Source organism: Pseudoalteromonas sp. SR41-1 (assembly GCF_014164015.1).
In the GTDB taxonomy this organism is placed as follows: Bacteria; Pseudomonadota; Gammaproteobacteria; order Enterobacterales; family Alteromonadaceae; genus Pseudoalteromonas; species Pseudoalteromonas distincta.
Genome location: NZ_JACJEK010000016.1, coordinates 33,519 through 60,152, shown reverse-complemented (window position 1 = coordinate 60,152; position 26,634 = coordinate 33,519). Strand labels below are relative to the sequence as shown.

General features: G+C 39.7%; 21 protein-coding genes and 1 other RNA gene. 10 read left to right on the top strand and 12 right to left on the bottom strand.

Annotated features, from left to right (window positions below):
• Positions 1-14: 14 nt before the first annotated feature.
• Both H5118_RS14505 and H5118_RS14500 read right to left on the bottom strand, forming a co-directional pair.
• A complete protein-coding gene (locus H5118_RS14505) occupies positions 15-896 on the bottom strand; it encodes a hypothetical protein (RefSeq protein ID WP_182749245.1) in 882 nt (293 codons plus the stop codon).
• Between the two features lie 135 nt (positions 897-1,031).
• Positions 1,032-3,233 (bottom strand): exonuclease domain-containing protein, encoded by a 2,202-nt coding sequence (locus tag H5118_RS14500; RefSeq protein ID WP_182749243.1) that lies wholly within the window; start codon positions 3,231-3,233, stop codon positions 1,032-1,034.
• Positions 3,234-3,322: 89 nt separating this feature from the next.
• Here H5118_RS14500 and H5118_RS14495 point away from each other — a divergent pair, with 89 nt between their 5' ends.
• Positions 3,323-3,817 carry a dual specificity protein phosphatase family protein gene (locus H5118_RS14495; RefSeq protein WP_182749241.1) on the top strand — a complete coding sequence of 165 codons (495 nt, stop codon included), beginning with the start codon at positions 3,323-3,325 and terminating at the stop codon, positions 3,815-3,817.
• A gap of 81 nt (positions 3,818-3,898) precedes the next feature.
• Here H5118_RS14495 and H5118_RS14490 read toward each other — a convergent pair whose 3' ends face one another.
• Together H5118_RS14490 and H5118_RS14485 are read right to left on the bottom strand one after the other, a co-directional pair.
• Entirely contained in the window at positions 3,899-4,744 is an 846-nt protein-coding gene (locus tag H5118_RS14490; protein ID WP_182749239.1) for a serine protease, read from the bottom strand.
• Between the two features lie 116 nt (positions 4,745-4,860).
• A complete protein-coding gene (locus tag H5118_RS14485; RefSeq protein ID WP_182749237.1) occupies positions 4,861-5,241 on the bottom strand; it encodes a hypothetical protein in 381 nt (126 codons plus the stop codon).
• Between the two features lie 313 nt (positions 5,242-5,554).
• Here H5118_RS14485 and H5118_RS14480 point away from each other — a divergent pair, with 313 nt between their 5' ends.
• From H5118_RS14480 to H5118_RS14460, 5 genes are all read left to right on the top strand, one after another.
• Positions 5,555-6,979, top strand: a complete 1,425-nt coding sequence (locus H5118_RS14480) for a sugar porter family MFS transporter (RefSeq protein WP_182749235.1) — start codon at positions 5,555-5,557, stop codon at positions 6,977-6,979.
• Between the two features lie 379 nt (positions 6,980-7,358).
• The gene (locus H5118_RS14475; RefSeq protein WP_182749233.1) at positions 7,359-8,618 is read left to right on the top strand and encodes an OmpP1/FadL family transporter; all 1,260 of its coding nucleotides are present in this window, start codon (positions 7,359-7,361) and stop codon (positions 8,616-8,618) included.
• A 2-nt stretch (positions 8,619-8,620) separates the two neighbouring features.
• On the top strand, positions 8,621-9,034 hold the full coding sequence (locus H5118_RS14470) for a YeeE/YedE family protein (protein ID WP_076914943.1): 414 nt from the start codon (positions 8,621-8,623) through the stop codon (positions 9,032-9,034).
• A 3-nt stretch (positions 9,035-9,037) separates the two neighbouring features.
• Complete coding sequence (locus H5118_RS14465) at positions 9,038-9,439, top strand: DUF6691 family protein (protein ID WP_002958285.1); 402 nt, start codon at positions 9,038-9,040, stop codon at positions 9,437-9,439.
• A 95-nt stretch (positions 9,440-9,534) separates the two neighbouring features.
• The gene (locus H5118_RS14460) at positions 9,535-10,629 is read left to right on the top strand and encodes a mechanosensitive ion channel family protein (RefSeq protein ID WP_182696034.1); all 1,095 of its coding nucleotides are present in this window, start codon (positions 9,535-9,537) and stop codon (positions 10,627-10,629) included.
• A 33-nt stretch (positions 10,630-10,662) separates the two neighbouring features.
• On the opposite strand, the gene H5118_RS14455 is transcribed toward H5118_RS14460, so the two are convergent.
• Complete coding sequence (locus H5118_RS14455; RefSeq protein WP_182724550.1) at positions 10,663-12,798, bottom strand: TonB-dependent siderophore receptor; 2,136 nt, start codon at positions 12,796-12,798, stop codon at positions 10,663-10,665.
• A 223-nt stretch (positions 12,799-13,021) separates the two neighbouring features.
• On the opposite strand from H5118_RS14455, the gene zigA reads away from it, so the two are divergent.
• Both zigA and H5118_RS14445 read left to right on the top strand, forming a co-directional pair.
• Positions 13,022-14,221, top strand: a complete 1,200-nt coding sequence (gene zigA / locus H5118_RS14450) for a zinc metallochaperone GTPase ZigA (RefSeq protein ID WP_182749232.1) — start codon at positions 13,022-13,024, stop codon at positions 14,219-14,221.
• Complete coding sequence (locus H5118_RS14445) at positions 14,221-14,910, top strand: DUF1826 domain-containing protein (protein ID WP_182749230.1); 690 nt, start codon at positions 14,221-14,223, stop codon at positions 14,908-14,910. The genes zigA and H5118_RS14445 overlap by 1 nt, the downstream gene beginning before the upstream one ends.
• Before the next feature lie 26 nt (positions 14,911-14,936).
• Here the strand turns inward: H5118_RS14445 and H5118_RS14440 are convergent, their stop codons facing one another.
• The 3 genes from H5118_RS14440 to H5118_RS14430 all read right to left on the bottom strand — a co-directional run bounded on the left by H5118_RS14440 (position 14,937) and on the right by H5118_RS14430 (position 19,485).
• Complete coding sequence (locus H5118_RS14440; RefSeq protein WP_182749228.1) at positions 14,937-17,696, bottom strand: response regulator; 2,760 nt, start codon at positions 17,694-17,696, stop codon at positions 14,937-14,939.
• A 677-nt stretch (positions 17,697-18,373) separates the two neighbouring features.
• An RNA gene (gene ffs / locus H5118_RS14435) (signal recognition particle sRNA small type) lies at positions 18,374-18,470 on the bottom strand.
• Between the two features lie 139 nt (positions 18,471-18,609).
• Positions 18,610-19,485, bottom strand: coding sequence for a DUF3014 domain-containing protein (locus H5118_RS14430; protein ID WP_182749226.1), 876 nt, complete (start codon positions 19,483-19,485; stop codon positions 18,610-18,612).
• A gap of 239 nt (positions 19,486-19,724) precedes the next feature.
• On the opposite strand from H5118_RS14430, the gene H5118_RS14425 reads away from it, so the two are divergent.
• Positions 19,725-20,870 carry a patatin-like phospholipase family protein gene (locus H5118_RS14425; protein ID WP_002958292.1) on the top strand — a complete coding sequence of 382 codons (1,146 nt, stop codon included), beginning with the start codon at positions 19,725-19,727 and terminating at the stop codon, positions 20,868-20,870.
• 15 nt (positions 20,871-20,885) lie between these two features.
• On the opposite strand, the gene H5118_RS14420 is transcribed toward H5118_RS14425, so the two are convergent.
• Positions 20,886-22,859, bottom strand: a complete 1,974-nt coding sequence (locus H5118_RS14420; RefSeq protein WP_182696037.1) for a monovalent cation:proton antiporter-2 (CPA2) family protein — start codon at positions 22,857-22,859, stop codon at positions 20,886-20,888.
• Positions 22,860-22,992: 133 nt separating this feature from the next.
• Here H5118_RS14420 and H5118_RS14415 point away from each other — a divergent pair, with 133 nt between their 5' ends.
• Positions 22,993-23,889: a GGDEF domain-containing protein gene (locus tag H5118_RS14415; protein ID WP_182672024.1), complete on the top strand. Its 897-nt coding sequence runs from the start codon at positions 22,993-22,995 to the stop codon at positions 23,887-23,889.
• A gap of 30 nt (positions 23,890-23,919) precedes the next feature.
• Here H5118_RS14415 and H5118_RS14410 read toward each other — a convergent pair whose 3' ends face one another.
• The 3 genes from H5118_RS14410 to accA all read right to left on the bottom strand — a co-directional run bounded on the left by H5118_RS14410 (position 23,920) and on the right by accA (position 26,618).
• On the bottom strand, positions 23,920-24,273 hold the full coding sequence (locus tag H5118_RS14410; RefSeq protein ID WP_024606283.1) for a hypothetical protein: 354 nt from the start codon (positions 24,271-24,273) through the stop codon (positions 23,920-23,922).
• Complete coding sequence (tilS, locus tag H5118_RS14405) at positions 24,274-25,578, bottom strand: tRNA lysidine(34) synthetase TilS (protein ID WP_182749224.1); 1,305 nt, start codon at positions 25,576-25,578, stop codon at positions 24,274-24,276. It lies immediately after the preceding gene.
• A gap of 83 nt (positions 25,579-25,661) precedes the next feature.
• Entirely contained in the window at positions 25,662-26,618 is a 957-nt protein-coding gene (gene accA, locus H5118_RS14400) for an acetyl-CoA carboxylase carboxyl transferase subunit alpha (protein ID WP_002958297.1), read from the bottom strand.
• Positions 26,619-26,634: the final 16 nt, after the last annotated feature.

Sequence of the window (26,634 nt, the reverse complement as noted above, 5' to 3'; positions counted from 1 at the left end):
AAACACGCGGCGTATTAAAGGCCTAGGTCTAAATCGTTAGTAATGTTGGTTACTACTTCACTTGCAGTGCTAAGTGCTACATCGTTATTAATTTGATCAGTAACCGCCGCACTTACCTGCCCGCTAACACTTTGCTGTACCGTGCTTTGTAAACTACTAACCGTACTGTCTTGCACACTGGCAATTAAAGATTGCTGAACACTGCTTACTACTTCATTACTGGTGTTAATTGCATCACCCATTTGAAGTGCAGAACTCACTGAGTTTGCAGCCGTATTAGTAATTGCTAATTGGTTTGTAAGCTCACCCGCATTAAGCGTATTAGTTGCATCAGCTTGTGTTACTGAATCGGTTGCGCTACCCACATTTGAAAGTAAAGAGGCATCGGCTGGTGTATCGGTAGTATCTGGCTGAGCGCCTTGTTCAGAGGGAACAGAAAGTAATGACGACTGGCTCACAGCGGTTGTTAAATTACCCGCCGATGAGGTTAGCTGCGCTGTTGCATCGAGCGCTGTATTGGCTGTGGTAATGCTTGTGGTATTTAAAGACGAGGCCGATGCATTTAATGCATTATTTAAAGATGAGCTACCAGCTGCAACTAATGTATTTGCAGGCTCTGCGGCCTCACTGCTTTCTTGCACTGGAGTTTGCGTGTTATTCGCCGTTGAATCTGTGTTTTGCGAATCATCAGCCGTTACTTGTGTATCGTTAGATACGTTTGACTCGTTGCTACCACTGGCTGTTAAACCATTTTGTGAAAGCGCAATAGATGTAGATGTTTGTTGCTGCGCCGACGTTGACTGAGATAGTTCAATATCAGCGGCGTGCACTGCACCTGTAAAAGTACACACACCGCTTAACATCATTACGCTTACAATTTTATTTAATTTAGTCATTGTTTTGTCCTCTAGTTTGTCGGATTGACATAAAGAAGACGATTTACAAAAACACTTTATTCCAAAATAAATTAAAAAATTACAATAAAATCACTTATTAACTAAATTTCAAATACTTAAAGGTAAGCCAATACCCTACGGCGTTTGCGTTTCACTATTTTGTATCAGCAATAACAGCTCGGCAGTGGCGGTTGCGTCGGCCAATGCGCGGTGATGGCTGGTTAAATTTAAATTAAAATGCGCGCTAAGGTTACCAAGCGAATACGACTTTAACCCTTTAAACGCTCTGCGCGATTCAACCACGGTGCACATTTTTGGCATTTTAAAAAAGTGCCCTGCAATCTCGCATTCTTTTTTAATAAAACCGTAATCAAAGTTCACGTTATGGGCTACAAAAATACTGCCTGCAAGTTTATCTAGTAGAGGCTTGGCTATATCGGCAAATACAGGCGCGTTGTAAACCATGCCATCGCTTATGCCGGTTAGCTTAGTAATAAACCCGGGGATATGGCGCTGCGGATTAATAAGTGTCGTCCAAGTATCAATTACTTTACCGTGCTGCACTTTAACTATGCCAATTTCGGTAATCCGGTTACCGCCTTTTAAGCCACCCGTGGTTTCTATATCAACCACGCTGTAAATACGGTTAGGGTCTACAAACCACTTAACTGCAGCAATATGTACTGTAAAGCCCACATTTTTTAAATTATCAATGGTGGTTAATTGGTTGCGCCTAAGCTTATCGCCCGGGGCTTTTACTTCTTCAAAATGTACTTGGCCATTATTAATAACCATTAAGTCGGGGTAGCCGTCTTTTAGCTGTAAATAATGTTTACTCATAGCCGTTAAATGAGTAATTAATGCCTCAAGTGGGCTGTTTAAAATAAGCGCCTCTAGTGGCTCTAATAAATTGCTGCGCCATCTAAATAAGCCATTGGGCTGATCAAAGTATTGCGCTGCATTTTTGCATACTAAATTAAGTAATGCTTGCGACGTTTGGCACTGAGCTAAGCGCTCGTTTATCTGTGTTTGCTGCGCTTCATAAAAATTACCAAGCCTTAATACTTGCGGATAAATATCAAACTCATTGCATGGCGGATAAGGCGACTCCACAAATAACTCGTGCCAAAATACTAAACCAAACAAACTTTGCCAAAGCGTGTTTTCGGTATTAAATACAGCCATACCTTGGCGAGTATAATAATCGTTTACGCCCTGCTCTACTTCACCTCGGTACAGTTCATCTATTTCTAGCACGCACTGAGTGTCGGCAAGCATGGCACTTAAACGCGAACGTGTTTTTTTATTAAACTTACGCATTAAAAAATCGTCAGCAAAATAAAGTAAATCATCAGTAAGTGGGTTTTCGATAATGGCTTCTAACCGTGCTTTTACCCACTCTTTATTGCCAAGCCTGTATTGCTCTCTTATTTGAATTTCTTGTGCTTCGCTATCATCCACGCACCCTTCAAGTAAACTAAAAGCAAGTTCGCTATCAACTGTTTTTAGCTGCCTATAAAGCCTAACTAATAGTTTGTTTTTTAATACAACGGCAATTGCACCATGTGCAGCTTGCACTAAAACCTGCGACGCTAAAGCAACATAGTCGCTCTCATCTGTAATATTTTTAAATGCTAACCGGTAACGGTTTAATAAATAGTTTGATTGCGCTTCGTCAAGTGTTTCAAAACGCGACAAGCTCTCGCTGTGTCCTTCGCGCGTAGCGGTTAAGCCTAAGTCACGCATTACAAAACGGTTTTGATGATTCACATCTCCACTGCTTAGTTTACCTGCAAATAAAAACTCAAAATACTCGTAGTAATCACTGCGGTTATTAATTACATACTGGCTATAAAGTGGCGCAAGCTCTTGTGGGCATGTTTTAAAAAACTCACGTGCAATATCAACCAGCGCGCCTTTAGCGGCGCTCTTTTTAAAGCTTATTTGCTCACTGTAATTACTTAACAACTCAACCAAAGAAGGCTTAGTTAAGTGCGCTAAAAGCTGCGAATAATGCTGCTCGTTTGGCTCAAATAAAATACCCGCTTTTTTTAGCGTATAAATAGCCTGATGCGGCGATGTTATTTCTTCATAATTAAGCGATTGCGCCTGCACTAAATAAGGCTTTCGCGAGTACACACGCGCCAACATGCATTGGCTTTGCTCATCTAGCTGATTAATTTTACTAATAAATTCGCTGTGTTTGGGCTCAAGTAAATGCATACATTTACTTGTTACAAACTCAATAAGCTCTCTAAAATGCGCTAAATAGTATTTTGCTGGTAATTCTTTTTTCATAATATCGCCATGACTGTATATAAAAACAGTATCTAGCATTTATGCTTATTATTCAATCTTAAACTTGTAACTAAAACACGCTATAGTGAGCTTATTAAAGCAAATTCATTAAAAATAAAGGACTTACCATGAGCGCGCATCCGTACGATGTTTTATCACTCAATAACGGCGCAAATATTATTTTTACGCCTTGCCCAGGCACAAAAACACAAAACCTAGCTGATTCAATCGCTACATTAAAAGCTGCTAAAACTCACATGCTGCTTTCACTTATGCCGCAAAAGGAGCTTGAAAAAAACAACGTAGAAACAATTAATAATGAGTGCAAAAAACACGATATAACCTGGTTTCATTTACCTATAAATGACGACGAAGCACCAAAACAGCCTTTTATATCAAGATGGAACACCCACAAAATCGACATATTACAGGCCATACAACACAAACAAACCATTGCCATACATTGCAAAGGCGGCACTGGCCGCACAGGGTTGGTCGCTGCGCTTATTTTAAATTCGGCAGGTTACACAAAAGAAGAAGTATACAGCCTAGTACAAGGCATTCGCCCTAAAGCACTCACTATAGAATTGCAAAAAGAGTACTTTGAGAATTTTGAGGTGTAAGACAGGAACTGGGGAAGATTTAGCACTATGAACAGTGCTAAAAATACGATTGATGGATCTAACCATTCATTATGCTATTTTTTACTGCTGATCAACTAATTTTTTTAGTATCGGTTCAAAATCATCAAGTTTATTTACATGAATAACTAAGCCTAAATTATTTGGAATTGTTGATATCGATATAGGCTTATTTGCTGTAGGTACATTTACAACTCGAACTTCCCCCGTAGCTGTATGTTGTGGGCCAGCATACAGTGTACCGAGTAAAGCTATACGAGTACCAGCACAGAGAGCACCAGTATCATTAACAAAGCTACCTATATTAGCTAAAAAAACAGGAGAGCCACTTGAACCTGGAAAGCATGCAGCATCAATCATGAACTCTGGCTCACCATTGTAAGGAAGCCTAGGATGAGTTGCTGTAATCCCTTTTCTAATAATGGGTAGGTTATGTTTCTCATCCCATATTCCATTTGGATAACCGATCATTATTATTTCCTCCATCGTAGGAAGAGTTTTAAGTAAACCTTCATCAGCCTTGACATTTTTTCCAAGCATAACATAGTGAAGTTTAATACCTTTTTGGCCAGCTTCATGAAAGATAGGACCTAGAGGGAATATTGCTAAATCAACATTTGGAGCAGGGTGGCCGACCCACATCGACTCGAAATCATTGAAAACTATAGGGAAATGCTTTCCTAGATCGGGTTTGCCATCGTCATTTTTTACTGATAGGAAAAACTTACCTTTTGTAGCCCCTTTAATTACATGCTTATTTGTTACGATACAAGGAACATGATGGCCGTCTTTTTCTTCTAAAAAAGCATAGAAGTAACCAGAACCGGAGCTAACTCCCTGCGCCGTTTCACATTCAATTCTCAAAGTACTATGAACAAGGTCTTCTACAGGATTTACATACTCTGACATGATTGCTCCATTGGTGGATAACGCTTTGCTAACCGATAATAAAATAGCTGACTAAAATTAGCGAGGCAGGAGCAAAAAGCCAACTGTTTTTGTCCATTTAGCAACTTTTTATATGGCTACTCAGTTTCGTGGGAATGATCTTTAACCCACTGAAAAGCTTCAGTAGGTTCCATTTTATTTAAATCATAGAGTACATGCTCGTTACCATTTCCATCAAATCCTCCTCCAATACGAAGCTCACCTTTAAAGCCCCTTACTTCAAAAGCCTTAATTATTTTGTTTCTGTTAGAGTTGATTACAGAGGTTGGAAATGGAACTCGAACGATTCCCTCTATATGGAACTTGTTAATTGAAACGCTATCAATTGCATCCTGCATACTCATAAATAATCCTTGGTGTATAACAACTCGGTCTATGACATTTGCCGTTTTATAAACCGACAATGTTCCTATATTCAATGCATTTACCTTAACCACCAAATAATCACTTGTAAACAATTACCTAACTTCCAATCAATTTATGTAATTGCAAAAGCACACTTAAAGGTACAGATCAGTAATATTGTTCCAACAGGCACTTCCTATACAAATCATATTATTTATTAAAATTCAGTTTGTGTTATCTAAAAAGGCAGTAACTTAATTTTAAAGTATTGAATTTAACGCCTTTAAGCTAATACCTTTAAATTAAAACCTTTAAGACGGCTCAATTTATACTCACCAACCCCTTTATACCCGCACAAGCATATTCAACCATAACACTTTACGATATTATGCTCTTTTATATTTAATGTAACTTTCAGGGCATATAATGACAACGCACACACCGCCTTCCCTCTCAGCCAACACAGCTGAAAACACTTCTCTTTTTTACGTAATTTTTATCTCTGCCGTGGCTGCTATTGGTGGCTTTTTATTTGGTTTTGACTCAGGTGTTATTAACGGCACGGTGTCGGCACTCGGTAAGGCATTTAATTCAAGCAGTGTGGCTACGGGCTTTAACGTAGCGTCTGTGTTACTTGGCTGCGCCCTAGGTGCGCTTGCTGCGGGGCCGCTGGCTGATAAATTTGGTCGCCGTGCAATAATGATCATCACCGCGATTATTTTTGCCATTAGTGCTTTTGGTTCGGGCATTAGCGAAAGCTCTGCAGAGTTTATTTTTTACCGTTTATTTGGTGGTTTAGGTATTGGTGCGGCATCGGTATTAGCGCCAGCTTACATTGCAGAGGTTGCGCCACCAGCACTACGTGGTCGTTTAGCTACACTGCAACAACTCGCTATTGTATTGGGTTTATTTGCTGCTTTTTTAAGTAACTACTTAATTGCTGATGCAGCAGGCAGCGCGCAAAATATTTTAATGCTTGATACAGCCGCTTGGCGCTGGATGTTTTGGGCAGAGCTTGTGCCTGCTGTACTATTTTTAGTCGGTGTGTTGTTTATTCCCGAGTCGCCTCGTTATTTAGTGGCGCAAGGTAAAGTAGGCGATGCAAAAGCGGTATTTAGTAAAATATCGAACGACAACCTTGATGCGCAAATAAGCGATGTTAAACGCTCATTGCATAGCGATACAAAGCCAAGTATTCGTGATTTATTTATTGATGGCAGTAAAAAAGTACACCCAATTGTTTGGGTGGGTGTTGCGCTGAGTGTATTTCAGCAATTTGTGGGTATTAACGTGGTGTTTTATTACGGCTCTGAGCTTTGGCAAGCCGCTGGGTTTGACGAGTCGCAATCGCTATTTATAAATGTACTCGCAGGTACTACTAATATTGTATCAACCTTTATTGCCATTGCCCTAGTTGATAAAGTTGGCCGTAAACCACTGTTGCTTGTAGGCAGTATTGGTATGTTTATTAGCTTAAGCGCGCTTACTTATATATTTGGTAGCGCAGGCCTTGATGAAGCAGGCAAACTTGCCCTTGGCGATAACATGGGTACTTTTGCACTGATTATGGCTAACTTATTTGTGGTATTTTTTGGCTTAAGTTGGGGCCCTGTTGTATGGGTATTATTAGGCGAAATGTTTAATAATCGTATTCGTGGTGCAGCCCTTGCTGTTGCAGCTAGCGCACAATGGATTGCTAACTTTGCCATTACCATGACCTTCCCTATTATGCTGGCTAACATTGGCCTTGCCGGTGCTTATGGCTTTTATGCGTTATCGGCACTTATAAGCATATTTTTTGTTGTTAAATACATAAAAGAAACACGCGGTAAAACGCTCGAATCTATGTAATTTTTAAAAGCGGTGATATTAATCGCCGCTGTGCTTTTACATACAATGGCGTTATTTAAGAGTGATTGTTTAGATGAGCTAAACGTTAATTAATAAATATATTTTAAACTGCTGTTAATACGTAAACGCTCCTTTTACCAGCAAGCTTTTACTACCAAAGTTTATAGCTACCGATTGCATACTTAAATATCACTACAGCTCAATACGTTAGCGAAACTTTTAACTTAAGTTAAGGTTGAATAGCAATCTACGCTCATTTATTTTAACTTTATAACCATTGCCGTATTGCCTTTTATTATAACTAATCTATTTAAATTCCTTTTTAGAATATCAAAAATTAGCTATTGTCCGCCCATTCCAACTTTATGTATTTACTAAAATGAAAAAACAGTTAATTTCAGGCTTAGCTTTAACGTGTACGTTAGGTTCGTTCAGTGCATTTGCTACTAATGGTTATTTTACTCACGGCTATGGCATGACCCACAAAGGCATGGCTGGCGCAGGTGTAGCGCTGTCAGAAGAATTAATGTCTGGCGCTAATAATCCAGCAACCTTTTTACCTAACGGAACAGAGCTATCTCTGGGCTTAGAGCTTTTTTCACCTGAACGAAAATATACTGCATCAAAAGTAGATACTTTTTACCCTGGCGCATTTTATCTTGAAGCAAAAACACAAAAAAGCGACAACACTGTATTTGCAATTCCAGAGTTTGCTATTGGCCATCAATTAAATGAAAAAGTAAATATTGGCTTATTAGTGTATGGCAACGGCGGTATGAATACCGAGTACGGCGCAGAATCCTCTCCTGAGGGGACTTTTTACGCTGGTACAACGGGCGTTGATTTAAAACAACTCTTTATTAGCCCAACAGTAAGCTATGAGTTGAATGAACAAACACGCCTTGGTGTATCCCCTATTTACGTGGTGCAACAGTTTGAAGCGCAAGGGCTTGGAAACTTTGCTCCTTTTTCGCAATCACCCCAAGCGCTTACAAATAATGGCACCGATACAAGCACAGGCTTAGGCATTCAACTAGGTATTAGCCAAGATATAAATTCGTCATTAAGCTGGGGGGCGAGTTACCGCTCATCAGTGTCTATGCAAGAGTTTGATAGCTATAAAGGTTTGTTTGCAGAGCAAGGCGGATTTGATCTGCCAAGTTCGTTTCAACTTGGTGCAGCTTATAAGCTTACCCCAGCTAATCAGGTTGTATTTGATTGGCAAAAAATAAATTACAGCGAAGTAAAAAGTATTGCAAATCCAATCAGTAACTTGGTGTCAGCACCTTTAGGGGCTAACGCCGGCGCTGGGTTTGGCTGGAACGATATGACTATTTATAAGCTTGGCTATCAGTGGCAACGTACATCGCAACAAAAAATTCGTTTTGGGGTATCTTATACCGAGCAACCTATTCCTTCATCAAACGTTTTGCTTAATATTTTAGCCCCGGGCGTTCAAGAGTGGCATTTTACTACTGGCTTTAGCCATTCTTTTACCAACAAGGTACAATTAAACGCTATGGCTTTTTATTCGCCAGCAAAAAAAGTAACGGGTGCTAACTACTTAGCGCCTAATCAACAATTATCAATCGAAATGAAACAAACCGGTTTAGGCGTTTCTATTGTTTGGGAAATTTAAAAATGATAACAGAATTCACCCCAGTATCGGCTGCAATAGGCGGGGCATTAATAGGTATAGCGTGTACGTTATTACTGGTTTTATACGGAAAAGTTGCGGGCATATCAGGCATTGTTAAGTCTGTATTCGCTAAAGCAAATTCAGACTCTCGTTGGCAGTTATACTTTATTTTAGGGTTGTTGTTGGCAGGAGTGGCTGTAAGGGTATTTGCGCCATCTTTATTAGAAGGCGAATTGCAATTACCGCCTTGGCTTATTGTTGTTGCAGGGCTTTTAGTTGGCGCTGGTACAACGTTAGCTAATGGGTGCACAAGTGGCCATGGTGTGTGCGGCATGTCGCGCTTTTCTACTCGCTCTTGGGTTGCAACATGCACATTTATGCTTGTCGCCTTCATTACAGCAAACCTTGTAGGATAAATAATGAAAGCAATTATGATGGTTGTTATAGGCTTTATATTTGGCTTAGGACTTATTATTAGCGGGATGACAAACCCTGCTAAAGTGATTAACTTTCTTACGTATGGAAACCAATGGGACGCAAGCTTAATTATAGTGATGGCTGTTGCCATGCTAATAATGATGCTTACATGGTTATGGGTTGCAAAAAAAGAGAAGCCACTTCTTTCAGGAACGTTTAATTTAAGTGATTTAAAAAAAATTGATGCGCGCTTAATTATCGGCTCGGTACTTTTTGGTTTAGGCTGGGGTTTAAGTGGTATATGCCCAGGCCCGGGCTTGGTTCAATTAGTATCTCTTAAAATGGAGTTTTTATTGTTTTTTGCAGCCGTGCTAGGCGGTATGTGGTTAGCCAAAAAAGTATAATATTTGCTGCCGACTAAACTCGGCAGCTACTTTTACCCAAACAAAGGTACATAACTTGCTGCAATATATAAAACTATATTGAACAGGTTTAAGTTATGCTAAATAAAGCGCTGGAATTTTCTAACAACACACCTTGGTTAGGCGCAGCGTCCTCCCTTTTACTTATAGCTATACTACTGTTTTTAATTCGTTTTTTTGTAATGTACTGGCTAAAAAAATGGACTTCAAAAACCAAATTTATATTCGATACTTTACTAATAGAGTCAATATCTAAGCCGCTAACACTGTGCACAATTATTGTGCTACTCACCATTTTAGAGCACGACACTTTCATTATTGGTACTTCTATTTCTCAACAGATCCCTTTTAATAGCATTAATATTGTATTAGCTCTGCTTGCACTTATTATGTTTTTAGACCGCTTTATTATTGGCACTATTAATTACTATGGTAAACAATCTGCCGTGGTTTTTAATTCAAAAAGCATAATTAAAGGCGTGATACGCGTTACATTATCGTCAGTGGGATTACTGGTATTAATGGGCACGTTAGGTATTTCTATTACGCCCATTATTGCCTCGTTAGGTATTACATCACTGGCTGTTGCTCTTGCTTTGCAACCTACCCTCGAAAACTTTTTTTCTGGCGTGCAGCTAGTAATAGATAAACCTATAAGGGTGGGTGATTTTATTGAGCTTGAATCTAAGGAGCAAGGCTTTGTTGATCATATAGGCTGGCGATCTACATGGGTTAAAATGCTACCTAACAATATGATTATTATACCTAATAGCCAATTATCTAAATCGCGTATTATTAATTACTTTTACCCTGAAAAAGAGCTAAGCGTGCCTGTTGATATAAGTGTGCATTACGATTCAGATTTAGAATTTGTTGAACAAGTAACACTTGAAGTGGCTCGTGAAATACTTATTTCACACGAATGGGGTGTTGATGATTACAATACCTTTGTGGTTTTTCATACCTTTGATAGATCAAGCATTAACTTTACGGTGATGCTTAGAGCTAAAGAATACTTTAATCGCTTTTGGGTAAAATCTGCTTTTATAAAAGCCCTGCATAAACGCTATAAAAAAGAAGGTATTGTAATCCCCTTCCCTATTACGGCTATTAACACTACTCAAGAAGCCGCTAAATTTAATAGTGATAAAAAGGTGCAAGGCGACACTTAAAAAAAGCGCGAGTGACTCTCGCGCTAATAAGTATTAAAACTTGTAGGTTATTTGCCCAATAATTTCACGCGGGCTGCCAGGAAAATGGCCATTTCGTTCACTAAATCCACTTACAGCATATTCTTTATCAAACAGGTTATTAATATTTACACTCAGTAATACGTCGTCAAAACGACTCGTCCAGCTCATATCAAATACGGTAAATGGTTTTACTTTTTGACCACTGGTACTCAGTTGCTCACTTACGTAATTTGCACCAAATGCAATTGATGAGTCAATTGAATCAATAGCGTAGCGAGTCCATAAACCTGCCTGGTGTCGTGGTGCATTAGCAAAGCGCGAACCATCTCCAAATGTATTTGAAAGCGTATCACCCGTTACGCCGTCTACCACTTGCGTATCGTTGTAAGCGTAGTTAGCCGTTACGGTCCAGTGCGCTGATAAATCACCGACTAAAGTTGTTTCAAATCCTCGGCTTTCTACTTCACCTATATTTAAAAGTGCAGCAATGCCATCCCCCGCTCCCGTATCGTCAGGGTTGCTCATTACCACGTTTTCTTTATTAATTTGGTAAATTGCAAAGGTGCTCATTATTTTGCCATCGAGCCATTGGTTTTTCATACCCAGCTCGGTTTGCTTACCGGTCTCTGGTTCTAAATTACCTTCGCCTTCTACATCTTCTTGGTCGGCTGATGATGTAGGGTTAAAGCTCTCTGAGTAATTAATATATACCGATGTGTTTTCTACTGGCTGATAAGTAACAGCAACGCGCGGCGTTATATCGTTATCTGAGTAACTAAAACCTGTTTCTTGATTAAACTCTTTAAAATGGTCATAGCGCAAACCTGCAATTATTGTCCACTGCTCGCCTATGCTAATTACGTCTTGCGCGTATACACCAAATCGGTCGGTATCTACGCCATCGCGGTTCATGTCGGTAAGGTTATAAGTACTTGGATCGGTTTCACCGTAGTTTAAATTAAAAATATTTAAATTAGCGACGCCATCGGCCTCATATCGAGCACGAAAGTAGTCATATTCGGTATCAACGGTGTGGTAATCACCACCAAATAAAAACTGATGTGTTAATTGTCCTTGTCCAAAGTTATAAACAAAGTCGGTGGTTACACTTGCCTCTTTATTGGCACGAAATTGCTTACGGTATTCACGCTTAATCGTTTCATCGTCAATATTGGCAACGCCATCACCATTTACATCTACCCAGCTTTGCGACTCATGGTAGGCTTGGTCTCGCTCGTTATCCATGTAACGAAACGTAGTACTTAACGAAAAATCATCATTAAAATAATGGCTAAGTTCTGCTTGAAGCACCAAAGCTTCCATATTTTGATAATCAAACGCCTCATTGGCGTTATAACTTGGGTCAACTAAAAAGTTACCGTTGTCATCTACCGGTACGCCACGTAAGCGGTTTCCGCCTAGGTCTTGTTTAATGTAGTCAACACTTGTGGTTAAGGTTGTTGAATCTGTTAAATCAAATAACAATCCGCCTGTCAGCTCGGTGTTTTTTGAGTCTGCATTGTTACGAAAGCTGTCTTGCTCTTCATAGTAACCACCCAATCTATAAGCCATTGTATCGCTTAAACCGCCGGTCATATCGAGTGATGCACCACGGGTGTTGTAGTTACCTAAAGTAAGCTTTAGTTCGCGTTTTTGTGTGTAGCTTGGCTTTTTGGTTACGTAATTAATCATCCCACCAGGTTCGCCCCCGCCATACAAAGCAGAGGCAGGCCCTTTTAATACTTCAACACGTTCAACATTAAATAACTGCGGTACACCAAAGCCCGAATATGGGTCGCCACGTACGCCATCGTAAAATACATTGGCGTCATCTCTAAAACCACGAAAAGTTACGCCTGAGTAGCTGTATTCACTGACACCCGCAATAGAGCGGTATAAATCGGTAATGTCGCGCGCGGCTTGGTCAATAATAAGTTGCTCGGTTAACACCTGAGCCGATTGCGGAAGCTTAATAAGATCTAAATTAGTTTTGGTACCAATTTTACTTTCGGTTTCTAGGTAAAATTGCTGGGCACGGCCAGTTACTTCTATTTTTTCAATATCGTTATTTTGCTCGGCAAATGCCACATTAGAAAAAGCAGAAAAAGACGCAGCAATACTGAGCGCCAGATATTTTTGGTTAAACATATTGATCCAGAGAAGAGGTTTATAAAACGTTGCGAATGATAACGACTATCATTAACGTGTGCAATGTAAATAATTTCATATTCATCCTTATTTTTCGAATGAAGAGTTTTTGAGTAACACACTAAATTTGCAGCTCAGCATTAAAAAAATTAATTAGCATTACTGGAATACGGAATTGATATAATATAACATACCTTTAATTGTAATTTAGTAAGATTATTAAATGATAAATAAACTGCCCGTCACAGTGTTATCAGGTTTTTTGGGGGCTGGTAAAACCACTGTACTTAGCCATATTCTTAATAACAGGCAAGGTAAAAAAGTGGCTGTTATAGTTAACGATATGAGCGATATAAATATCGATGCAGCCACTATTAAAAACGATGTATCGCTCAATCACAGTAACGAAAAGCTCGTTGAAATGAGCAACGGTTGTATTTGCTGCACCCTACGAGAAGACTTACTTGTTGAAGTGGGCAAACTTGCCAAAGATGGGCGTTTTGATTACCTCGTTATTGAATCAACCGGTATTTATGAGCCATTACCTGTAGCCGAAACCTTCACATTTGCCGATGAAAATGGCGTATCACTGGGTGATATTGCCACCCTTGATACTATGGTAACGGTGGTTGATGCCGTTAACTTTTTAAACGACTACGAACAAGCAAATGATTTACAAGATACTGGCGAATCGTTAGGAGAAGACGACGAGCGAAGCGTAGCCGACCTACTTGTTGACCAAGTTGAATTTGCCGATGTAATCTTAATTAGTAAAACTGATTTAATTACAAACGATGAACTAAATAAACTCACTGCCATTTTAAATACGCTTAATACTCAAGCTAACATTATTCCTATTTCAAACGGCCATATTAATATTAACGAAGTGCTAAACACGGGTTTATTTAATTTTGAACGTGCCCAACAAGCACCGGGGTGGCTTAAAGAAATGCGTGGTGAACATATTCCCGAGACTGAAGAGTATGGAATTAGCAGCTTTAATTACACTGCGCGCCGCCCATTTGACCCAGAAAAGTTTTATAATTTTCTTCATAGCACCGAACAATTTGGCAAACTTATTCGCTCAAAAGGTTATTTTTGGTTAGCAACACGCCCTTTATTTTGCGCGCAGTGGAGCCAAGCAGGCGGTATAGCTCATTACGGATTTGCTGGTATGTTTTTTAAAGCCATCCCCCAAAAAGACTGGCCTACAGAGCCTGAACTGCTTGCTGACATAAATAATAAATGGGTAGAACCCTTTGGTGACATGCACCAAGAGCTTGTGTTTATTGGTCAATCATTAAATAAACAAGCGATGATTAAAGCGCTTGATGACTGCCTACTACCAGAAGATGCGGTACTTAAGGGTAAGGACTTTTGGAGAACCTATAACGACCCGTTTCCTATTTGGGAGGAAGAGTAATGAATGCCCTAGCCCCAATAACTGCGCAAATAAAGCCTGCGGAACCGCTGTACCGAAAAGCAGCTAAAGAGTGTGACGCCGATGTATTGCCACAAATTTATAACCAAGACACTAACATTGTTATTTGGCAAAGAGACCTTGAGCAAACATTAACAAATGCAGTTAATACTCTCATTAGCGCAAATGCTTTAAAGCCACTAGAACTTGCGGTATCGCCCGATGATGCGTTTGATCAATTAATAAAAACGCTTAAGCCAGAAGATAATAACCGCGATGAAGTTAAAGCGCTGTGTGAAGATATCGCACTGTTGGTTGAAATGTTTTGCTGCCTGTTTGATTTAAAACGCGCCGGTTTAAGGCTAAAAATATTAGATAAACCCATGTGCCCGCGTTTTCATGTAGACAAAATTCCGTGCCGGCTAGTTACTACCTATCAAGGTGTTGCTACGCAGTGGTTAAATCACAGCGATGTAAACCGCTCAAAGCTAGGTACTGGTAATTTAGGTAGACCCGATGAAGAGTCTGGCTTATTTAAAAGCCTAAATAATATTAATCAACTCAAGCAAGGTGATGTTGCCCTGCTTAAAGGCGAGTACTGGGATGAAAACGAAGGTGCAGGGCTTGTACATCGCTCACCAGCGGTGGCTGAAAACGAGCAACGCTTATTACTTACGCTCGATTTTATCTAAAATTTGTTGTGGTGATAAACGCTAAGCTAGTACGCGTTTATCACCCTAGCGATTACTTCGTACAAACCTTGTGTATTTACAGGTTTAGATACAAAATCGTCCATGCCCACACTTAAACAGCGCTGTTTATCGTCTTCGTAGGCATTAGCGGTAATTGCAATAATGGGCACATGTGCCTTAGTGTTTGCTTCGTTAGCACGTATTGTTTGTGTACATTCGTAACCATCCATATTTGGCATTTGGCAATCCATTAAAATTAAGTCAAAGGTGTTACCCTTAAGCACTTTTAACGCTTCAATTCCATCGTTAGCCATTGTAAGTTGTATATGAGTTGGCTCTAACATTTTTGCAATTACTTGGCGGTTTATGGGGTTGTCTTCTACCAATAGTAATTTTTTGCTACCAAGATCAGGTACTGATTGCGACTTTACTGCGGCTGTGTGCTTTATAAACTCAGCTTTAGGCGCATTAATGTAAAACTTGAGCATGCTGCCTTTACCGGGTTCACTATTTAAAGATATTTCACCCTGCATTTTTTTAATTAACCCTTGGCTAATGGCCAAACCTAGCCCGGTACCGCCATATTTACGCGCAACACCTACATCAGCTTGAGTAAACTCACTAAACAATAACGATTGCTGATCTTTTTCTATGCCAATGCCGCTATCAGACACACTCACAAATAATTGCTGGCCACTGTAATCAAACGATAAACGCACAAACCCGCGCTCAGTAAACTTATACGCGTTAGATAATAAATTAATAATAACTTGGCTTAAGCGTAAATCATCTACGTTAATACAATCTGGCAAGGTGTTACTACACTGAACTATAAACTGCACATCGTCAGAGCTTACAATGGGTGAAAACAACGATTTAATATTTTCGATAAACGGCGCTAAGTTTGTTGGGCGCGGGCTAATTTGCATTGCATTAGCCTCAATTTTAGAAAAATCTAAAATATCGTTTAAGATTTTTAATAAGTTTTGAGCACTTTTTTGTTGCGTATCTAAAAGATCTCTTTGCTCGTCGGTTAACGAACTATCACGCAGCAATACTTCACCCATGCCCAAAATACCGTTCATTGGGGTGCGTAGTTCATGACTCATATTTGCTAAAAACTGCGATTTAGCCACATTAGCTAAATTAGCACGCTCTACTGCTTGCTTAAGCTTGTTAGTTTGCTCAGCAACTTGTTTTTCTAGCTGCTGGTTAAACTCACTGAGTTGTTTGTTTAGGTCTTGGTTTTTTATATTTGACGCTTGCAGGTTTTCAATTGAATGCTGCAGCGCAGTGGCTAGCATTTCAAACTGCTGTTGTAGTTGCAATACTTCTTGCCAACTTGAATCTGTATTAAAAGTATGTTTTTTTGATTTATTAAAGCTTTGCATTAAATTAGTTAAACCACTAATTGGCTGCACTAATAAGTTTGCAAGTTGGCGTACAAACAGCACCACCATAATAATTAGCATAGCGCCTAGCAAAATACTTGGCAGCCAGGCTTTGGCTACAGCCATACTCAAATGTTTACGATTATAAAAAGTGATTACTTGCCATTTGCTCTGCGGATTAACATATCTAGAACTATGGTAAACCTCATTATTATTGGAGCGAAATAAATTTTTATCGCCCATATTACGCGTATTAAAACCATCTTCGTTAAAGTCGGTTAATATTTTAAACTGCTCAAGCGAGCTAAAAACCACTTTTTGCTTATCATCCAGTACAACTAATTCGCCAGTATTTTCAAATAAATTAGGAACAAACTGCTCTAATCGTCCAAGCTTTAACGACCCCTCTACTACGCCGAAAAACTCACCATCACGATAAATAGGTGCCGACAGCGCAACAATGGCTTCATTGCCAAGCCCTCGCCCTTGAAACACACCACCGCTATAACCGAGAGGATATTGCTTAGCCTGATTAAAGTACTCGCGATCAGTGACATTACGCTGCGCCTTAGTTAGCCCCGCTATAAGGTTATTAGGCGACGTTATTTCGACGTAGCCGCTAGGGTTTGCATACAAGCTTGTAGCAAACCCTGGAAATAGATCCATTAGCCTTTTTAACTGCTGCTCACTATCTGTGCCCGCGCTTATGGCGTCGCTACTCATTACAATGGCATTTTTATGAAACGTTAAATAATCACTTAATTGAGTGCTTATATATTTGGCTTTTTCTTCAAGTTGGGCGTCTACCTCATACTCTAACCGAGAGTGGTGATCGTTCACTAAAATTACACTGGTAAGCAGTATAACCAATATAATAATAACGCTTACAACATAGCTAAGAATGCGAGCAAGAGGCCTGCCCTGATAGGCACGGCTGGCGTGGGGTACAAATACACTAAATAAATCAACTAAAGCTAAGCTAATTAACGCATTTATGAGGTACTTTGATATTGCAACAACTAGCGTTAACCATGGCAGACCAATAAGAAACTGCCCTATTCCCCAAATTATAGGTAAACCAACTAACAGCCAAAAAACAGTACCAAGAGGGAGTATGGGTTTAGAGCGGCGTAAACAAAAAGTGTAAAGCCAAAAAAGCTCGAGTAAATAAACAATACTCGGCCAGCAATGCCCCCACCTATAAAGTAAAAAGCCAGATACGATCGCAAGGCTTAAGCACGCATAACGCAGCCCAATAAACACTAAGCTACATAATACAAATACTTGCCCAAATAAAAACTCAGAACTGTCGAAAAAATATAACGGCGAGAGGTTAACTAAACCCCCTAGCAACCCTAATAAAACAGCGAGTGTCCACTTACTTCTTTGAGGCATTACTTCAACCCTAGAGTACTTTGTTAACACGCAGTGTTAAATTAATATAATTGCTACATTATTGCGTACAAGTTAAAAGTTGTCTAGCGAGAAAAGGAGCTGGAAACTATTAGGTATTATGGGTTAATTTAGTGAAAAAATATATATATTAAGGAGTTAGCGATATACACCCAATGTTGCTTGAAGTATAAGTTGGCATAGAGTTGAATCATAAAATGGCATAAAGTGACTGGTTTTCTTAAATTAAAAGCTCCTGATACCAAAGCCAGTTTTTTAATGCTAAAAAATTCCGATTAATTTAGTAGAAATAGATATTTCTCATTAAGACTTAAACACCCTTAAGTTTCAATTTTTGATGGTGAAGAAAATGATTGGATAAATTTTATGGGATATCTATGTCGATGACATGACGTACCGATTCGCAACAAACGATTATATTAGCACATCAAGAATAGTGGAAATATCACCTCAGAACCAGCTAATCAAAACAGTCAGTGGTAGCCTTTATCAAGTTATTGGAAAAGGCAAAAAGCCGAAGTGCAAATGTGAGTGAGCCATTTAACAATTTGGTTAATACTAAACTATGTCATCTTATGCTTCTGGTTTATGCCATCTTTTAGTACAAATATGTCAACTTATACTTCAAACAACACCCAAATGAGGAATTTGGGTGGCAGTCTTACCAGCCACATCTCGGCACACACGTCACAAACTGTGGCTGCTCCCTTCCGGGCCTGACCAGGTTCGCCTGCTAGTGTTGCGAGAGGACCAATAAGACTACCATTGAGGGCCTTGGTTGGCGCGGGAAGGATTATCTCTACTTTTGCTCTGTTATTCAAGGGATAATCTAAAAAGAAAGTGCGATTGCATACTTCATATACAATCGCGACGTATTTAGCTGTTTTAGTGCGTATTAATTGTTCTCTAACTGCGCTTTTATATTACGAAGTGCTGCTTTTACTTTTTTCATGTTTTCTGGACCTATACGTAAAAGCTGTTTTTGCGCAGCAGGTAATTGCTCCCACTCCGAAAACGCATACTGATACGTCACTGAATCGCGAAGTAACGGCAAGTCACCTTCAGGCTCTGGCGTATCAAGTAATAAATCGATTGCATCGGTTAGCGTTTGATTAAACTCATCATCGCCATAACCAATTTCACTGTATGCATTATTAATAAGTGGCTTGTACTCTTCGTACATACGAACGGCTTGCGCTGCACTCATACTGGTAAATATTTTCACATACGGGGTATAACGCTCGTAGCTGTTAGGGTTAATTGTGAGGATATCCCCTTCATTAACGCTAAATTTCTCTTCTGGCTGTACAACAGGCGTGTGCTTTTTAGCTACCTTACCTTTAGCTAGGTTATCTACAAATACAACACCACGGCGAATTACATCATCGGTTACCATTAGGCTCATTACTGAGTCGCTTAGGTACTCATCCATTTTAGCAACTACAACTGCATCACTTTCGTTAAGTGTTGGTAGTGGCTCCACTTCAGGCTCCGGCTCACTTGGGCTTTGTGCTGGTACTTCAAGCTCGGCTGGTTTTTCTGGCATTACAGATGGCGCGTCTACCACTGGGTCGTTCTCGGGTTTAAGCTCCATCATAGGTTGCTCTTTAACTACGGGCTCTACCTCAGTGCGTGTTTCTTGCTCGTCACTTGGTGTGAGCAATACGAAGGCGGCCGCACATGCTACGACTATTAAAATAATAACGGCGAAAAGAATATTGTTATTAGGTGGACGTTTTTGAACATCTGATGCTTCTGGTTTATCTGACATACGAACTCCATAAAAATTAAAATGCGATATCACTTAGAGTACGCTAAGTGGATTAAATTCATTCTTACACAAATACTATGACATTTTATAATACGACAATTATAGCAAAGTAAGTTACCTACTAAATTGGGTGATTAAATAATGTAATAAGCATTAGGGCAGTTATCCTTTGATTCTTCTAGCTTAAAGACTTACAGTTAATAAATAAAGTAAAGACGTAGAACAGTTTAACCACCAATATGAAAATCAAGCAAGTTGATCCACAAAAACCTAAAACTGCCTTATTACTTACAGGTGGTGGCGCACGAGCTGCTTATCAAGTGGGTGTGCTAAAAGCGCTAGCTCATAGTATGCCTCGTACCGCTCCATTGCCATTTAGAGTAATAAATGGCACCTCCGCTGGCGCTATTAACTCAGCTGCATTGGCATGTTACGCTTCTTGTGCGCATTTGGCTGTACGAAAGCTCGAATCAGTTTGGAAAAACTTTTCAACCTCTATGGTCTATAAAAGTGACTTTTTAAGCGTGTTTGGTCATATTGCTCGCAATATCTTAACGAGCTTTCAGTCAGAGCATATTAACCACCCACCAGCGAGCTTACTAAATAACCGCCCTCTGCGTAGTTTATTAAACGAGATTTTAGATTTACACCGCATTGAGCGCAATTTACACCGTAATTATTTAGATGCGCTTTCTATTACGGCCTCAAGTTATACAACGGGTGACTCGGTTGCATTTTTTCAATCTAATACGCAAACATCGTGGCAACGTGCTAAACGCGAAGGCCGCGCAACTCGTATTAATGTTGAGCACTTAATGGCATCAAGTGCCATTCCTATGGTGTTTCCAAGTGTAAATATTTATAACCATTACTTTGGTGATGGCTCTATACATCAACTTTCTCCGCTGAGTCCGTCGATTCATTTAGGCGCTGAAAAAATATTTATTATTGGGGTCGATCAACCTAAAGAATTACACCCGCCGGGTTATTCGCCACATTATCCTGGACTCTCTGCTGTTGCGGGGCATTTACTAGACAGTGTATTTACCGACACTATGCAATCGGATTTAGAGCGTTTGGCTCGTGTTAACCGAACATTAGGGCTATTACCCGCGCGTGACAAACATCAAGAACTTAAACAAATAGATACCTTTGTAATTAACCCATCGCAAAACTTTAATGCTATTGCAGCACAGTATTACGACGATATGCCTTGGGCTATTAAAGTATTGCTACGTACCATAGGTGTTAAAAAACATTCGCAATCGAGCTTAACCAGTTATCTATTGTTTGAAAAACGCTACACCCAGCATTTAATGCAAATTGGTTATGAAGACGGTATGAAAAAATTACCGGAGATACGCAAGTTTTTAGAACTAGATTAAGCTCAAACAGAAACGTTATTCTATTCCGTCGAGCAGGTAGTGCTCTACCCGCTCAACACGCCTTGGTTTACCTTGTAACACTAAAACGTCATTAGCCAATAAGGTTGTTTTTGCTGATGGCGTGTCTATTTCGGCTCCTTCTCTGCGCAGCGCTTTTACCAGTACCCGACGCTTTTCTAAATTTAGATTTTCGATTGTTTTATTAACTGCATAAGCTTTATCAGGCAGAGCAACCACATGTAAGTACTCTAACCGGTCACTTGATGTATCTTCGTTATCTTTAAAATAGCCTGCATAAAAGCTTTGCATTAACGGATAACGATTACGACGCTCTTTACTTACTCTTCGCACAATACGCGTCATCGGTACGCCCGACATAGACAACACATGCGACACGAGCATTAAGCTTGCCTCTAACGACTCAGGTACTACTTCGGTTACACCTAGCTCTTTTAAATAATCTAGCTGGCTATCGTCACGGGTACGAATGAGTATTTTAACATTGGGTGCTATTTGCTTTATGGCATCAATCACAACTTGAGCGTGATCAAACTCTGTAAAAGTAATAATAACCAAGCGAGCTCGCTCTACTCCTGCGCACTTTAAAATATCTTTTTGTTTAACATAGCCAAATATGACAGGCTCACCCGCCGCTTTGCCTTCTTGTACTAAAATTGGGTTACTTTCAATCGCAACATAGTCTATTGCTTCGGGCTTTAAAAAACGCGCTATAGTTTGCCCAACTCGCGAAAAACCACAAATAACAACATGGTCACTATAAAGCGTACTACTTTGTGGCTCACTCTCGAGCGCCAAACTTGGGCGATCGAGTATGCCTAAACGCTTTAAAATAAATGGCGTTTTATCAATCAAAAATGGGGTAAATGCCATTGAAAGCACACCAAGGGCAATTAAAAATGAAGCTTGCTCTGAATTTAATAATTGATGCTGGCCAGCAAGTGCAATAAGTACAAAGCCAAACTCCCCCATTTGCCACAGCATAATGCCACAGGCGAGTGAATCTTGGTTTCGCTCATGCATTAGCCGCGCGCTAAAGGCTACCACTGCAATTTTTAATACCAGTAAACCCAGCAAGGCGCCAATAATTATTACGATATGCCCCAGTACAAATAAAATATCCAGCTGCATACCTACAGTAACAAAAAATAGCCCCATTAAAATATCGCGAAATGGGCGTATATCGGCCTCTAACTGATGCCTGTAATGGCTCTCACCTAACATCATTCCGGCTAAAAAAGCACCTAGCGCCATAGACAAGCCAAACATATACGTTAAAAAGCCTGCAAACAACGCGACTAATATGGTGGTAAGTACAAATAACTCATCGGTTCGTACTTGCGCTATTTCTTTAAACACAATGGGCAATACCCATTTACCAATTGCCCAAAGAAGCACACATACAAATGCGCCTTTACTTAGGGCAAACGCTAAAGCCCAGCCAATACTTTGAGAGTCACTTGATGCAAATAAAGGAAGTATTATTAATAGAGGAACAACAGCAATATCTTGAAAAAGCAGTACACCAACGGCTAATTGCCCACGGCGCTGATTGAGCTCCCCCGTTTCTTTTAATAGCTTAACAACCACAGCGGTTGAAGAAAGTGCCATAATTGTGCCGATGGTAAAACTGGTGAGTAATGAAAAGTTTAAGCAATATAGAATAATAATGAAGAGTAAACTGGTTATACCTACTTGTAATGAGCCCAAACCAAATACTAGGTTGCGCATTGCCATTAGCCGAGAAATAGAAAATTCTAGCCCTAAACTAAATAACAAAAACACAATACCCAGTTCAGCTACAAACTCTATTTCGTGAGATTGTGCAAGCCAGCCAATACCATGACTACCGGCTAAAACCCCCGTTGCTAGGTACGCTAAAATAGGCGGCAAGCCAATGCGCTTAAAAAACCACACAAAAAGAACTGCCGCGACTAATAAGCCAAAAATTTGAGCATTAATACTTTGCAAATGCAGCCTCGCGTTTAAATTAAACTAGTAGCTTGTAAGTAAATATAACAACCATATGTTTTTCATGCAATTTTAAAATGTGGCACAAAAATAGCTTAGTTATTGCAAAGCAACACCCTCGGGGGAGAATTTAATGGAAAACGTCCATATTTTGACGCAGCGTGTGTCTGGTCGCGGTGATTTTTTGCCGTTTTCGGCTGAACAATCACCTACAAATGAAATAACTGAAACGCATGAACTCGTCGCAGAGCTACAAACAAGCTTAGTGATCGAGGATGTTCTGGCTATTTACGCTAAATTTGCAAAACAATTGCTCAATTTTTCTGGATTGCAGTTTCAATCAACTTTAGGTACTGCTCAAACATCACAAAGTGATACAAATAGTACACCCTATATTTTTGATTTAGCGATTAATAAAGACCACTTAGGGCAGCTAATTTATTTTAGTAAATTCCCGCTTGGTCACGCAATTGAGAAAAAATTACATACATTACATACTGCGCTGGTTTATCCACTTCGTAATGCGATGATGTATAGTCGCGTACTAAAGCTTGCCACAAAGGATGCGTTAACCGGTTTAAATAATCGTAGTCAATTTAATGACTTTTTACTTCAAAAGCTTGAAAACTGTCGCCGTTATCAACGTCCATTTAGTTTAATGTTGCTTGATTTAGATAACTTTAAACAAGTTAACGACAACTTCGGCCATAAAATTGGTGACGATACACTTAAAGAATTTTCAAAAGTACTGTGTAGTAGTATACGCGGCACTGATTCGGTATTTAGATTTGGTGGTGATGAGTTTGCTTTACTTATTGAAGATCCTGAGTTTACAACTAATAAAGTGATTGCTGAGCGTATAATGTGCTTAGTAAGAAAATCGCCATTAATGTCTAAGTATAAAGTAACAACCAGTATTGGTTTTACTTTAGCTAACAGCCAAGATTGCGAAACTGAGATATTTGCTCGAGCAGATAAAGGTTTATACAAAGCAAAGGCATCAGGTAGAAACTGCGCAAAAGCATATTAGCCTTTACTTAACTGCATTAAATAAAAAAGCCTAGCTTCCCCCGCTAGGCTTTGCACTTACCAATTTATAAATAAACAACGCAGCACAAAAACCAAAAAAGAACCCGCTAATTAAATTAAGTAATGCAGTAATAGTCGCAAGCGGTGTAAATAATACTAAAAGCAGTGGCAGGCTCACGCCTAAAATAAAAAACAATCCACCTTTACCTAACCAATAAGCTAATAAAAGTACTGCAGATGCAATCCCACCAGCGACTGCATAACCTAACGTAACTATATTTAACTCAAGTAAAACATTAGCGATAACAGCAATAAGCGCTGTTATTAGCATACCCATTGGCGCTTTTGTTACTAACGATAAGCCAACATGCGGCTGTTTACTCATTTATTTACACTCCCAAAAAATACCATTTTCATCAACATGCTTAGCACTTATAAAATAACCAACCACTTGAACTAATTCATCATTATAAAAAATAAGTGGTACACTGGCGCGTAGCCACGGCGCTATTTTTGCATCTTTAAACCAATGCTTAACTGTATTACTACCAGGCTTTTTAAATGGTTTAATACGTGCGCTATTGCAATTAAAGCGCACTATTACTTGCTCATTTGAGTGTGGAGGTCTTACTCCAAAACCAATGCTTTTAATTAATAAGCGCCCGTCTGCAAGTTTTAGCTGCGAATGATTCAGCTCAATATCTGTTAATACTTCACTTGGTGTTACAAAATACAAATAACCTTGATGGCGACGTATTTGCCCATCAAGCAAATCAATACGCATTTGTGCGTCGTTTTTTGCGCACATTGCTTGATTAATAATTTGCTCAAGCTGCTTTTGCGATGGCATGACTTGTGTAAATAATGCAAGCCACGCACGTACTATATTTGCAATACGCGCTGAGCTGTATTCACTTATTTGGCTAATGCACAGTGCTTGGTGCTCGTTAATACACTTATTTAAATCAAGCTGAGTGTATTCATCAAGTAATGTTTGCTGTTGTTGTAGTAGCTCAATACTTCGTGCTGTACATTGTTCAAACCCAGTAAAGCGCTCGGCTAACACAGGTACTATTTTTGAGCGTAAAAAGTTACGGTCAAAACTTTCATCTGTATTTGAGTCATCAGTTATGTGGTTAATACTAAAGCGCACTGCAAACGCTTCTATATCGCTTCGCTTTACGTTTAACAATGGCCTAAAACATACACGGCCACTTTGCAGCAAACGCGCTTGGTGCATGGCGCCAAGCCCTTTTAAACCCGAGCCACGCTTTAAGCGCAGTAAAAACGTTTCTACTTGGTCGTTTAAATGTTGGCCCAATAAAACAATGCTGCCTTGTGGGCTTAGCTCATCAAGTGCTTTGTAACGTGCATCGCGAGCTTGGGCTTCAAGGCTCGTTCGCGACTGCTGCTCAATTACAACTTTTGCGACTTTAAAAGGCACATCAAGCTCAATACATACATTCTTGCAAAAGCGTTGCCAGTCATCAGCATACTGGCTCAAGCCATGGTGAACATAAATAGCCGATACATCAATTGCAGGATTATCGGCTCTTAAAGCACGCATTAAATGCAGCAACACCACAGAATCAACACCACCAGAAAGCGCCACAGTAAAAACAGTGTTACCTTGCTCAATATAGCTATTTAGTGATTTTTTTAATTGCTGATAAATTGCTGTTGTATGCATATGGCCGCACTTTTATATAAAAACTCTGAACATTTTAAAGCAAAAAAGCCGCATAAGCGGCTTTTTTTTAACAATTAATGTGTTTAGCAATAACCAAACGACATTAAACGTTTGTAACGTTGATCAAGCATTTCTTCAAGCGTAAGCGCTTGTAAGTCTGCTAGGTCACGCTTAAGGCGTACTTTTAAGTTACGTGCCATAGCATCGTAATTACGATGTGCACCACCTAGTGGCTCATCAACTAAGTTGTTGATTAAGTCTAGCTCTTTAACGCGCTCTGCAGTTACACCCATTGCTTCTGCTGCAAGCGGTGCTTTGTCAGCGCTTTTCCAAAGAATAGACGCACAACCTTCAGGCGAAATTACAGAATAAGTGCTGTACTGCAACATGTTAACTCTGTCGCCAACACCAATCGCTAATGCACCACCTGAACCGCCTTCACCAATAACTGTACATATTGTCGGCACTTTAAGTGACGCCATTACTTTTAAGTTACGTGCGATTGCTTCAGATTGACCACGTTCTTCAGCGCCAACACCTGGGTATGCACCTGGTGTGTCAATAAAGGTCATGATTGGCATTTTAAAACGCTCAGCCATTTCCATTAAGCGTAATGCTTTACGGTAACCTTCTGGCTTTGGCATACCAAAGTTACGTTTAATTTTTTCAGCAGTATCACGACCTTTTTGTTGGCCAATAACCATTACCGGTTCGCCATCTAAACGCGCAATGCCACCTAAAATAGCTGGATCGTTAGCAAAAGTACGATCGCCAGCAAACTCGTCAAATTCCGTGAAAATGCGCTCGATATAATCTCGAGTGTAAGGACGCAACGGATGACGTGCTAACTGTGATACTTGCCAAGCGCCTAAATTAGAAAAAATCTCCTGTTTTTGTTTGGCACTTTTTTCTTTTAATTTGCTGACTTCCTCTTCTAACTCAAGGTCTAATTCGCCAGCGCGGCTGATACTTTGTAATTCTTCAATTTTTGCTTCTAATTCTGCAATTGGAAGCTCAAAATCAAGATAATTGAGGCTCATGCTCTAAACTACCTAA